Genomic DNA, 12655 nt, shown 5'->3' with positions numbered 1-12655 from the left:
AAAAAGCATAGCACCTATCGGGGCGAGTCTTGTAAAGAGGAGGTGCTACAATGTACGCAGTTATTGAAACCGGCGGAAAGCAATACACCGTTCGCGAAGGCGACTTGGTGAAAGTAGAAAAGCTCGATGCCAACGAAGGAGATGCCGTCACTTTTGACAAGGTGCTTCTCGTCGCAAAAGACGGCAGTGTGAATGTAGGTAAGCCCTACGTCGCCGATGCCAAAGTCGAAGCGAAAGTTTTAAAACAAGCCAAAGACAAAAAGGTTATTGTTTATAAATTCAAAGCGAAGAAAAACGAACGCATTAAGCGTGGCCATCGTCAACCGTATACACTGGTAGAAATCGGATCCTTGGCGTAATGACAACGGTCACTCTATTTGTCCGCCGCGGAAAAATCCTCGGATTTTCGGCGAACAATCACGCGGGAGAGGGAGACGAGGTAGGCGAAATCGTCTGTCACGGCGTCAGTGCCCTCACCTTGACCTGTGTTTTATCCATGGAAGATTTGCTTTCTATCGACGAAGACACCATGGCCTTCGAACAGTCGGAAGCTTATGTCAGCATCCGCCTGCCGGAGGAGGTTGTGTCCCATGAAACGGAGCTTTTGTTTCGTTCTATGGTCGTAGGCTTAAATGCCATCGAAGGTGCATACGAAAATTACATTAAAATAGAGACTCAGGAGGTTTAGATGATTCTGTTTACACTTGAACTCTTCTCTTCGAAGAAGGGAATGGGTAGTTCTAAAAACGGTCGCGACTCCGAATCGAAACGTCTCGGCGTGAAGAGAGGCGACGGTCAACACGTATTAGCCGGCAACATTCTCGTACGCCAAAGAGGCACGAAGATTCATCCCGGGTTAAACGTAGGAATCGGTAGCGACGACACATTGTTCGCCACCGCCGACGGACGCGTTTCCTTTGAAAGTCGTGGAAAAAAGAAAAAAGTAGTTAACGTTCTTCCCGTAGAAGAATTAGCATAAGAGAAACCGCAGAGAAATCTGCGGTTTATTTTTTCTTATACAGAGTTTAGACATGGGAGATCTTTTCATAAAACGGACTGTGATATAATACCAATCATACTGGGGGTGTGAGATGTTTGTCGATTTATGTACCATTACGGTAAAAGCCGGCAATGGCGGCGACGGCGCCGTGGCTTGGCGCAGAGAAAAGTACGTTCCCGCCGGGGGACCGGCCGGCGGCGACGGCGGGCGCGGCGGAAGTGTCGTGCTCTTTGCCGATGAGAATATGCGGACGCTCATGGATTTTCGCTACAAGCGCGTGTACAAGGCGGAAAATGGACAAAACGGCCGCAGCAAAAAACAATTCGGCGCCGATGCCGAAGACATTATTTTAAATGTTCCCGTGGGCACCTTGGTGCGGGACGAAAAGACGAATAAAATCATCGTCGACATGAAGGAAGCGGGCCAACGCTTCGTCATCGCCCAAGGGGGCGGCGGCGGCAAGGGCAACGCCCGCTATACGACCAGCACCCGTCAGGCCCCGACCTTTGCGCAAATGGGCTTTAAAGGCCAGGAGCGAACCATCGTTTTGGAACTGAAGCTTCTCGCCGACGTGGGCCTGGTGGGCTTTCCCAATGTGGGCAAATCCACCTTGCTTTCCGTGATTTCAAGTGCGAAGCCGAAAATCGCCAATTACGAATTTACGACGCTCTCGCCGAATTTAGGCGTGGTCTACTTGGGCCCGGGGAAGAGCTTCGTGTGTGCGGACATTCCGGGACTCATCGAAGGGGCCTCGGAAGGCGTGGGCCTGGGCCACGACTTTTTGCGCCACGTGGAGCGCAGCGGCGTGTTGATTCACGTTTTGGACGGAAGCGGCGCCTACTATCGGGATCCTCTGGAGGATTTCGAGGCCATTAATCGGGAGCTTGAAGGGTACAACATCGCCTTAAAAGACAAGGCACAAATCGTCTTTATCAATAAAATGGACCTGCCCGAGGCACAGGAGAGAGAACCTGCGCTCAGGGAGGAATTGGAAGGGCGCGGCTACACCGTCTTTTCCGGATCCGCCGCCACCACCAAAGACATTCAGCCCATGCTCTTTAAAGTCTATGAGGTGCTTCAAAACACGGACATCGAATACGACAGCTTGGACGAAGAATACTATGTGGAAGAAGAAGAGCGGGAACCGGGCATTTCGGTGAGAAAAGAAAACGGCCGCTACATCGTGGACGGGCCGTACATCGAGCGCCTCTTGGGCTCCACCTTCTTCGACGACCGGGATTCCCTGCGGTATTTCCAAGAAAACCTCAGGAAAAACGGCGTCATCGACAAGCTTCGTGAGCTGGGCATAGAAGAAGGTGAGTCCGTTTTTATTGCGGATTATGAATTTGAATTTTTCGAGTAGGGAGTTTATGATTACAGGAAAACAACGGGCGCAGCTGAAGCGCCTTTCACACGGCATGAAGCCGTTGATGCAAATCGGAAAAAACGGCATTACGCCAGGTGTGATCGAGCAGATCGATCAATTGCTGGAAGACCACGAGTTGGTGAAAATCGCCCTCTTGCAAAATACGGCGGTGGATTTAAATGAAGCGGCAGCGGTACTTACCGAGGCCTTACATGCGGAATTCGTTCAGGGCATCGGCAGCAAGCTCACCCTCTACCGCCCCGCCAAAGATGACCCCGTGATCGTTCTGGAGTAAGTATGAAAATCGGGATCATGGGCGGCTCCTTTAATCCCATCCACATGGGCCACTTAATGATGAGCGAGTACATGCGGGCCCATTTGGGCTTAAACAAGGTCTTGTTTATTCCTACGGGCAACGCCCCCCACAAGCGGGACTACTCCGTTACCGCCAAGGAGCGCCTGAAAATGGTGGATCTCGCCGTGGCGGGGAATTACTATTTCGAAACGTCGGATCTGGAAGTGACAAAGACAACCACTACCTATTCCGTGGACACCCTCTTGGCGCTGAAGGCAATTTATCCGGATGCGGAATTCTACTTCTTTTTGGGATCCGATATTTTACAGGATTTAAAGACCTGGAAGCGCTTCGGCGACCTGGCGGGGCTGACGCAATTCGCCGTGGCCGTGCGCCCGGGGGACGGGGCCATTACAAAAGAGGCCATTCGCGAAGAGATTCGTTACCTGAAGACGACCTATAACGCCAATGTGGTATTAATCGACACGCCCCTCTTGGAGATATCGTCCACAACGTTGAGAAATCGCATACGCCAAGGCAAGTCGGTAAAGTATTTTATTCCCGACAATGTCATGGCCTACATTAGGAAAAAGAGGTTTTACATCTATTGAAAGCGCCTGCATTTGATCAAATCGTCGATGCCATCGGCGAAAAACGCTACAAGCATATTCTTCGCGTCACGGAAACGGCGGAAAAGCTCGCGAAAATTCACGGCGTGGACGTGGAAAAGGCCCGCACCGCAGCTTTGTTTCACGACATTTGCAAATACAAAGACAATGCGCGTTTGTGGAAAGAGGCCGAGCGCCTGAACGTAAAGGATCTGGATAGCTTTAAAGCCTTTCCTCAAGTGCTCCACGCCTACGTGGCGGCGGAGGCGGCGCGAGTCGACTACGGCATCGAAGATGAAGAAATCCTTCGGGCCATTCGCTACCACACCACGGGCACGGAGAACATGTCGCCGGTGGAAGAGGTGGTGTTTTTGGCTGATTACCTGGAGCCCATGCGAAATTTCGACGGCGTAGACGACCTGCGAAAAAAAGCCGAGGCCGATCTTAAAGAAGCCATGGCCGCGTCCTTGCAGGGCAATTTACTTTTTCTCATTAAGCAAGGCACCGCCGTCCATTTAGACACCGTCCGCTGTTACAATGATTACATGGAGAAATGAAGATGAAGAGTTTCTTTCGAGGATTTTTCCTCACGCTGCTGATCGTCTTTGTCGGCGTCCTCGCCCTGAATTTTTACACCAGCATGGGCGACGATTCCGAGGCGAAGACCTGGATCAGCGATTTAAAAAACAGCAACGAAAAATTCCAGGTTCTCTTAATCGGCGTGGACAGTTTGAATTCGAAGAAGGCGGAAAATACACGAAGCGACGTGATGATGGTCTTGGACGTGGACGGGGAGAAGAAGTCGGCGTCGTTGATTTCTCTGCCTCGGGACTCCCGGGTAAAAATCGAGGATCACGGCAAGACGAAATTAAATCACGCCTACGCCTACGGCAAGGCCGACCTGGCCCTTAAAACCGTCAATGAAAACTTTGATTTGAACATTCCCTATTACATCGTCGTGGACTACGCCTTCGTCAAAGACGTGGTGGACATCGTGGACGGCGTCGACGTCTACGTGCCCATGGACATGGACTACGAAGATCCCTCGGCGGATCCGCCCCTTTCCATTCATCTGAAAGAAGGCCGGCAACATTTAAACGGCGATCAGGCCATGCAATTTCTGCGTTTCAGAAAAGGCTATAAAAACGCCGACCTGGATCGCGTGAAGGCGCAACAGGCTTTTATGTCCGCCTTTATACAAAAGGTGAAAAGCTCCAAAGGCGTACTCCACGCGCCGTCTCTTCTGGTAAGCTACATGGACAACACGACGAGCAATATGCCCATGTCGAAGGTGTCCCGCATGGGGCTGACCATGGTCTCCATCGGCGAGGAAAATCTCCAAACGGCGACGATCCCCGGCACGGCGGATATGATTGGCGGCCTGAGCTACTACATCGTGGATTTCGACGGCACGGATCAATTATTCTACAAGATGAACGTAAAGCAGAAGTAATAGGGTACGAATAGAACAAGGAGGTAATTATGAGCAAAGACAATATTCAAGCCATGTTAGATATTATCGAAAAAAGCGCCGATGCCAGAGGCGGTGCGGATATTCAAACCCTGGATATTCGGGACATGACGGCCATCGCCGATTACTTTGTCATTATTAGTGGCGGCTCGACACCTCAATTAAACGCCATCGCCGAAGAAGTGGAAGACAAAATGGCCGAGGCGGGCTACCACACCTACCATCACGAAGGCAACGGCCAGTCCCGCTGGATTATTTTGGATTACGGCGACGTGATCGTGCATATTTTCCACCGGGATATGCGTGAATTCTACAATTTGGAACGCTTGTGGAGCAAAGACAATCGAAAAAGTGAGGAAGAGCAATGAAAATGATTCAAACGGACAAGACCGTGGCGGCCATCGGCCCCTATTCCCAAGCCGTAGAAGACGGCGGCGTCGTGTACTTATCGGGCCAAATTCCCGTGGATCCGAAAACCGGAGAAGTCAAAACCGATATTAAAGAAGCTACCCGCCAATGCCTTACGAATGTAAAGAATCTTCTCGAAGCGTCTGGTTCCGATTTAAACCACGTCATGAAGGTGAATCTCTTTATTTTGGACATGGGCCAATTCGCCGATATCAACGAAGTGTATGGAGAATTTTTCACGGATCACAAGCCGGCCCGCAGTTGCGTCGCCGTCACCGCCCTTCCGAAAAACGTGGTCATCGAAGCCGAAGCCATTGCGCGCGTAAAGTAACGCCCACGGAGATCTTATGAAGCTCACCGATCGGGAAAAGGTGCTGGCCTTTGTTTTCCTCTGCTTGCTGGTCCTCACCGTGTCCTATTACCATTTTCGCCTGAAGGCGGAGGGGACCGATGAACCGTCCTTCGTCATTGAAAGTGACGAAGTTTCCCGGGCCAATTTTAAGAAAGAGGCGGCCCCTGCTGCGGAAGAAGGCATCGGCTCCGCCATCTACGTGGACATCGGCGGCGCCGTAAAAAATCCGGGCCTTTACGAACTGGAAAAAGGCGCCCGAGTAAAAGACGGCATCACGGCGGCGGGCGGCATCGTGGGAAATGCCGACACCTCGCAAATTAATCTGGCGAAAAAGCTCAATGACGAGGAAAAACTTTACATCCCTAAAGTCGGCGAACAAGCTCCGGCCGTTTCTGCGCCCGGGGCATCTCCCGCCGCAAAAGGACCGGTGAGCATACAAAACGGTTCGAAAGAGGACCTGATGACCTTACCCGGCGTCGGCGAAAAAACCGCCGATAAAATTATCGAATACCGCACGGCCCATCCATTTACCGCCGTGGAGGATTTAAAAGAAGTGCCGGGCATCGGCGACAAGACCTTTGAAAGCTTAAAAAATAATATTCAACTTTAAAACTGACCGACGGGGTCAGTTTTTTGCTAGTTTCCAGGAGCGTGTCATGAGTCAGGTAGCCATACGAGAAAAATTAAAGACCTTGCCCGACGATCCCGGCGTCTACTTAATGAAGAACAAACTGGATCAGATTATTTACGTGGGAAAGGCGAAAAATTTAAAAAAACGGGTGCGGCAGTACTTCGGGTCCTACGGGAAAAAAGACAAGAAAGTGCGAAGCATGGTCGCCCACATCGAAGACTTCGAATACATCATCGTCTCAAGCGAATTGGAATCCTTGATTCTGGAATCCAATTTAATCAAAGAATACTTGCCCAAGTACAATATCTTGCTTCGCGACGACAAGCAATACCCCTACATTAAAGTAACCAACGAGCCCTTTCCCCGGCTCATGAAGACGCGGCGCATTCTTAAAGACGGCGCCCGCTACTACGGTCCCTTTCCCGACGTCTTGGCGGTAAATTCCGCCATCGACATTCTCCACGAGCGCTTTCCCTTAAGAAACTGCAAGCTGGATCTGTCCAAGCCCAATCCCGTGGTGCGACCCTGTTTAAACTACCACATTCATCGCTGCGCCGGCCCCTGCATCGGCGCCGTATCCGCCGACGATTACACCGGCTACATTTCAGGCATCGAGGATTTTCTCGACGGCAAGAAAGTGCCTTTTATCGACGAATTGGAAGAGGAGATGAAAGCGGCAAGCAGGGCCCTGGAATTTGAAAAGGCGGCGGCCATTCGGGACAAGCTTCAGGCCCTCGATACCTTGACGGAAAAGCAGCGCATTACGGCGGCGGGAAAAGACGACGAATTCGACGTCATTGGCCTCGCGGCACAGGGACGGGACGTGTGCATCCAAATTTTCTTCTTCCGCCGGGGAAAAAACATGGGCCGGGAACATTTCTTTATGGAAAATCCCTACGGCGACAGCCCGGGGCAACTTTTAAAAGCCTTTATCACCCAGTTTTACCACGGCACCGCCTACATTCCCGGCAAGCTCTACGTTCACGAATACTTCGACGAGCGGGAATTAATCGAGGCCATGCTCACGGAGAAAAAAGGCGCCAATGTCCATGTGGTGGTGCCGAAAATCGGCGAGAAGAAGCAGATCATGACCATGGTCAGAAAAAACGCCATCGACATGTTGGACAAGCATTCCGATCAAATGCGCACGAAACAAAAAACCGTGGAGAATACACTGGAAGCATTGCAGGAAGCCTTGGGTATGGAAGGCGTCCTTCAGCGCATCGAAGCCTACGATATCTCCAATATTTCCGGCGTGGAATCCGTGGGTTCCATGGTGGTTTTTGAAGACGGCTTGCCTAAGAAGACGGATTATCGCCGTTTTCGCATAAAAGACGTGGTGGGGCCCGACGATTACGCATCCTTACGGGAAGTGCTCACCCGCCGCTTTAAGCGGGGCCTGAGAGAAAAGGCCGGCCTCGGGGAGAGCAAAGGCTTCGCGAAATTCCCCGATCTGATCTTTATGGACGGAGGAAAGGGGCAGGTGACCCAGGCCCTAAGCGTCTTGGAAGAATTGAATTTAGACATTCCCGTGGCGGGCCTCGTCAAAGACGACTTTCACAAGACCCGGGGCATTTACTTCAATAAAGAAGAGATTCGCGTGGCAAAAAATTCCCCGATTTATCGCCTCACCTACCAAATTCAAGAAGAAGCCCACCGCTTCGCCATTACCTATCATAGGAGCCTGCGGTCCAAGTCGAGCTTTCAGTCGGAGCTGGACGTAATCCCGGGCATCGGGCCCAAGCGCAAACAGGCCCTGATGCAGGCCTTTCAATCCCTTTCGAAAATAAAAGCCGCCGATGTGGAGAGCCTCGCGTCGGTGGACGGCATGACGAAAGCTGCGGCACAATCCCTGTACGACCACTTTCACGGAGGTAAAGATGAGCAATAAAAAACAAAGCGTCAGCGTGCAACAGCTGATCGCAGACAACGACTACGAAGTCATTCAACTGGCGGACAATACCCGCACCGTCCGCCTGTATTCCTCGGAATGCAATCGACCCGGCCTGCAACTCTGCGGCTTCTACACGAAATTTGTCGCCGATCGCATTCAGGTCATCGGCGGCGCCGAGTGGTGCTATTTAAAAGGCTTGGATCCGAAAGTGCGGGATTTGCGACTGAAGACCTTCTTCGAACACAAGATCACCGTGCTGATCATCACCAAAAACCAAGAAGTCTTCCCGGAAATGCTGACCTACGCCGGCAAAAACAACTGCACCATTTTGCGCACCGCCGACTCCACGAGCATCGCCCTTTACAAAATCATCACCTATATGCAGCGGGCTCTGGCTCCCTCCATTCGAAAACACGGCATTCTCCTCGACATCTACGGCGTGGGCGTGTTAATCACCGGCGAAAGCGGCATCGGCAAGTCGGAAACCGCCCTGGATCTCATCGTCAGCGGCCACAAACTCATCGCCGACGACTCCGTCCTCATCCGCATGTTGGACAATCGCCTCATCGGCACCTCGCCGAAAATCACCCGCCACTTTATGGAAATCCGGGGCATCGGCATCATCGACGTGGAGCGCCTCTTTGGTATCGGTTGCATCATGGAGGAAAAAGAAGTGGAACTAGTTATCGAACTGACCCAATGGGATGATTTCGCCGATTATAACCGATTGGGTATGGAAGACGATAAAATTGAAATCTTGGGAAAATCCGTGCCCAAGATCGAAATCCCCATGCGCACCGGCCGCAACACATCCATGATTATCGAAATCGCAACGAGGAACTTCAAACAGAAAGAAATGGGCTACAATGCGGCGGAAGCACTGAATCAAAGGGTGTTGGATTCCATCGAAAAAAATAAACTCAACCATTAAAAAATTATTGCGCCGGCAACAACATTTAGCGAAAAACTAATTGTTTGTTTTTTAACATATCGAAATATTGAATACTTCGGTCAACGACTTGAATTTCAATTTATGACTGATATAATTGAGTCATAGGAAAATGTTGTTAAATTAGGAGGTTCAAATGGCAAAGACGATGAAAACAATGGACGGGAACACAGCGGCCGCGCACGTGGCTTATGCGTTCTCTGACCTGGCGTGCATCTACCCGATCACGCCCTCATCCCCGATGGCAGAACATATTGATGCCTGGGCAAGCAATCACAGAAAGAATATTTTCGGCAACGAAGTATCTGTAAAGGAAATGCAATCCGAAGCCGGCGCAGCAGGTGCCGTACACGGTGCACTTCAAGCAGGTGCCTTGACCACGACCTACACCGCATCTCAAGGTCTTCTCCTGATGCTCCCGAACATGTACAAGATTGCAGGGGAATTGCTTCCCGGCGTATTCCACGTTGCAGCTCGTGCATTAGCCAGCCACGCGCTGAGCATTTTCGGTGACCACCAAGACGTTATGGCTGCTCGCGCATCCGGTTTCGCATTACTTGCATCCGGTTCCGTACAAGAAGCCATGGACTTAGCCGGCGTTGCTCACTTGTCCGCAATCAAAGGCCGCGTCCCCTTCGTTCACTTCTTCGACGGTTTCCGTACGTCCCACGAAATCCAAAAAATCGAAGTGCTCGAATACGACGACTTGGCAAAACTCGTCGACATGGACGCAGTCAATGCATTCAGAGCACGTGCTTTGGCTCCCCAAGATCCCGAAGTACGCGGTACGGCACAAAACCCCGACATTTACTTCCAAGAAGTAGAAGCTTCCAACCACTTCTACACGGACATCATCGGTATTACGGAAGATTACATGAAACAAATCTCCGAATTAACCGGCAGAAACTACGGACTGTTTAACTACTACGGCGATGAAAACGCAGAAGACGTCATCGTAGCAATGGGTTCCGTCACCGAAACCATTGAAGAAGTTGTCGACTACTTAAATGCAAAGGGCGAAAAAGTCGGTGTACTGAAAGTTCACCTCTATCGTCCCTTCTCCAAGAAACACTTCCTCGACATCATGCCGAAGAGCGTCAAGAGAGTGGCTGTCTTAGATCGCACCAAGGAAAAAGGCGCAATGGCTGAACCCTTAATGCTCGATGTTAAAGACATGTACTATGACCGCGACGATCGCCCGGTTATCATCGGCGGCCGCTACGGCTTAGGCAGCAAGGACACCACCCCGTCTCAAATCCTCGCAGTTTACAAGAACCTGCGTGCTAGCGAACCGAAAGAAGGTTTCACCATCGGTATCGTTGACGACGTCACCAACTTATCCTTGGATGTCGACGAATTTATCGAAACCGAACCGGAAGGAACCATCGGTTGCAAATTCTGGGGCTTCGGTTCTGACGGTACCGTCGGTGCAAACAAGAGCGCCATCAAGATCATCGGCGACGGCACCGATATGTACGCACAAGGTTACTTCGACTATGACTCGAAGAAATCCGGTGGCGTTACCATGTCTCACTTACGTTTCGGTAACAACAAGATTACGTCCACGTACCTGTTGACTTCCGCAAACTTCATCTCCTGCTCCAAGCAATCCTACGTACACCAATACGACCTGCTTCGCGGCATCAAAAAAGGCGGTACCTTCTTATTGAACACCACCTGGGATGAAGCTGAATTGGAAGAAAATCTTCCCGCAAGCTTAAAACGTTCCATTGCTGAAAATGAGGTAGATTTCTACATCATCAACGCAACCAAGATCGCAGGCGAAGTCGGCTTGGGCAACCGTACCAACATGGTTATGCAAGCAGCATTCTTCAAACTTTCCGAAGTACTTCCCGAAGATGTTGCCGCAGAAAAATTAAAAGAAGCCATCGTCAAAGACTACGGCCACAAGGGCGAAGACATCGTCAACATGAACTACGCTGCCGTTGATGCAGGTATGAACGCTGCGCACAAAGTAGATTATCCGAAGGAATGGGCAAGCTTAAGCGAAACCGAATCCCACGAAATCGAAGGTGCACCGGCATTCATTAACGACATCCTCGTTCCCATGACGCGCCAAGAAGGTAACGACCTTCCCGTCAGCGCATTCCAAGGCATGGAAGACGGTACCTTCATGTCCGGTACGTCCAGATACGAAAAACGCGGCATCGCAGTGAACGTTCCTCAATGGCAAATCGATAACTGTATCCAATGTAACCAATGTTCCTTCGTCTGCCCCCACGCTGTTATTCGTCCCTTCTTATTAGACGAAGAAGAAGCAGCAAAGAAACCGGCAGCTTTCGAAACGAAGAAACCCAACGGTAAGGGTCTGGAAGGCTTCGAATATCGCATTCAAGTTTCTCCCCTCGACTGTACCGGTTGCGGTAACTGTGCACAAGTATGCCCCGCAAAGGAAAAAGCACTTGTCATGGTACCCTTCGAAGAAGAATTCGAAAAACAAGAAGCCAACTGGAAATTTGCAGAAACCGTATCTTCCAAACAAGATCAAATTCCTGCAGACAATGTTAAGAACTCGCAATTCCACATGCCTCACCTGGAATTCTCCGGCGCTTGTGCAGGCTGTGGTGAAACTCCCTATATCAAATTAGTGACTCAACTCTTCGGCGATCACATGATGATTGCAAACGCAACGGGTTGTAGCTCGATCTGGGGCGGTTCCGCACCGAGTATGCCTTACTGCACCAATGACAAGGGCCAAGGTCCCTCTTGGGCGAACTCCTTGTTCGAAGACAACGCAGAATACGGCTACGGCATGAAGGTTGCAGTGGATCAACAAAGAGCAACCATTAAGAAACACATGGAAGAATTCAAGGAATTAGGCGCTGACGAAGAAATCGCCAAAGCATTCGACGCTTGGTTAGAAGACTCCGACAGCTACGAAGTGACCAAGGCAGCTGCTGCCAAGATTCTTCCCTTACTCGACAAGAAGACCGGCAATGCTGAAGCAGACAAGCTCTTGGCTTCCATCAACAGCATGAAACGCGTCTTAATCAAACCGTCGCAATGGATCTTCGGCGGTGACGGTTGGGCATACGACATCGGCTATGGCGGATTAGACCACGTATTGGCCAGTGGCGAAAACATCAACGTCATGGTTGTCGATACCGAAGTTTACTCCAACACCGGTGGTCAATCCTCCAAGGCTACCCCGACGGCTGCAGTTGCAAAATTCGCATCCAACGGTAAGGAAGTTCGCAAGAAAGACTTAGGCCTCATGATGACCAGCTACGGCTACGTTTACGTCGCACAAATCGCCATCGGCGCCGACAAGAACCAAGCCCTCAAGGCCATTAAGGAAGCTGAAGCTTACAACGGACCGTCCTTAGTAATCGCTTACGCACCCTGTATCAACCACGGCATTCGCCAAGGTATGGGCGTTTCCATCGCAGAAGAAAAGAAAGCAGTGGATACCGGTTACTGGCACCTGTACAGATACAACCCGACCCTCAAAGATGAAGGCAAGAACCCCTTCAGCTTAGACTCCAAGGCACCGACGAAACCTTACAGAGAATTCCTCGAAGGCGAAGTTCGTTACACGTCCTTGAAGAAGCTGTTCCCCGAACGTGCAGAAGCACTCTACGAAGCAGCTGAAAGAAACGCCAAAGAACGCTACGAAAGCTACGAACGTTTAAACGGCTAATCTCATTCCAATAGATCAAA

At 50.8% G+C, this 12655-nt stretch carries 14 protein-coding genes; all 14 read left to right on the top strand.

Annotation, left to right across the window (positions count from 1 at the left end; genetic code table 11):
• Positions 1–50 precede the first annotated feature (50 nt).
• On the top strand, positions 51–359 hold the full coding sequence (gene rplU / locus OCV31_RS00795) for a 50S ribosomal protein L21 (RefSeq protein ID WP_108830856.1): 309 nt from the start codon (positions 51–53) through the stop codon (positions 357–359).
• Complete coding sequence (locus OCV31_RS00790; protein ID WP_148471681.1) at positions 359–688, top strand: ribosomal-processing cysteine protease Prp; 330 nt, start codon at positions 359–361, stop codon at positions 686–688. Before rplU ends, OCV31_RS00790 begins: the two co-directional genes overlap by 1 nt.
• Positions 689–979: a 50S ribosomal protein L27 gene (gene rpmA, locus OCV31_RS00785; RefSeq protein ID WP_108830854.1), complete on the top strand. Its 291-nt coding sequence runs from the start codon at positions 689–691 to the stop codon at positions 977–979.
• A gap of 112 nt (positions 980–1091) precedes the next feature.
• Positions 1092–2363: a GTPase ObgE gene (gene obgE / locus OCV31_RS00780; protein ID WP_148471679.1), complete on the top strand. Its 1272-nt coding sequence runs from the start codon at positions 1092–1094 to the stop codon at positions 2361–2363.
• Between the two features lie 7 nt (positions 2364–2370).
• Entirely contained in the window at positions 2371–2661 is a 291-nt protein-coding gene (gene yhbY / locus OCV31_RS00775; protein WP_148471677.1) for a ribosome assembly RNA-binding protein YhbY, read from the top strand.
• Positions 2662–2663: 2 nt separating this feature from the next.
• Positions 2664–3272: a nicotinate-nucleotide adenylyltransferase gene (nadD, locus tag OCV31_RS00770; RefSeq protein WP_148471675.1), complete on the top strand. Its 609-nt coding sequence runs from the start codon at positions 2664–2666 to the stop codon at positions 3270–3272.
• Positions 3269–3826 carry a bis(5'-nucleosyl)-tetraphosphatase (symmetrical) YqeK gene (yqeK, locus tag OCV31_RS00765; RefSeq protein WP_148471673.1) on the top strand — a complete coding sequence of 186 codons (558 nt, stop codon included), beginning with the start codon at positions 3269–3271 and terminating at the stop codon, positions 3824–3826. Before nadD ends, yqeK begins: the two co-directional genes overlap by 4 nt.
• A gap of 2 nt (positions 3827–3828) precedes the next feature.
• A complete protein-coding gene (locus tag OCV31_RS00760) occupies positions 3829–4722 on the top strand; it encodes an LCP family protein (RefSeq protein WP_148471671.1) in 894 nt (297 codons plus the stop codon).
• A 29-nt stretch (positions 4723–4751) separates the two neighbouring features.
• Positions 4752–5108 carry a ribosome silencing factor gene (rsfS, locus tag OCV31_RS00755; RefSeq protein ID WP_148471669.1) on the top strand — a complete coding sequence of 119 codons (357 nt, stop codon included), beginning with the start codon at positions 4752–4754 and terminating at the stop codon, positions 5106–5108.
• On the top strand, positions 5105–5479 hold the full coding sequence (locus OCV31_RS00750) for a RidA family protein (protein WP_148471667.1): 375 nt from the start codon (positions 5105–5107) through the stop codon (positions 5477–5479). The genes rsfS and OCV31_RS00750 overlap by 4 nt, the downstream gene beginning before the upstream one ends.
• A gap of 16 nt (positions 5480–5495) precedes the next feature.
• Positions 5496–6110: a ComEA family DNA-binding protein gene (locus OCV31_RS00745; RefSeq protein ID WP_148471664.1), complete on the top strand. Its 615-nt coding sequence runs from the start codon at positions 5496–5498 to the stop codon at positions 6108–6110.
• A 46-nt stretch (positions 6111–6156) separates the two neighbouring features.
• Positions 6157–8022, top strand: coding sequence for an excinuclease ABC subunit UvrC (uvrC, locus tag OCV31_RS00740; RefSeq protein WP_148471662.1), 1866 nt, complete (start codon positions 6157–6159; stop codon positions 8020–8022).
• A complete protein-coding gene (gene hprK / locus OCV31_RS00735; RefSeq protein WP_148471660.1) occupies positions 8012–8956 on the top strand; it encodes an HPr(Ser) kinase/phosphatase in 945 nt (314 codons plus the stop codon). Before uvrC ends, hprK begins: the two co-directional genes overlap by 11 nt.
• A 154-nt stretch (positions 8957–9110) precedes the next feature.
• Positions 9111–12635, top strand: coding sequence for a pyruvate:ferredoxin (flavodoxin) oxidoreductase (gene nifJ, locus OCV31_RS00730; protein ID WP_148471658.1), 3525 nt, complete (start codon positions 9111–9113; stop codon positions 12633–12635).
• Positions 12636–12655 lie beyond the last annotated feature (20 nt).

This window comes from Aedoeadaptatus acetigenes, from assembly GCF_025566985.1.
Lineage (GTDB): Bacteria > Bacillota > Clostridia > Tissierellales > Peptoniphilaceae > Aedoeadaptatus > Aedoeadaptatus acetigenes.
This window is presented reverse-complemented; position numbering and strand designations above follow the sequence as displayed.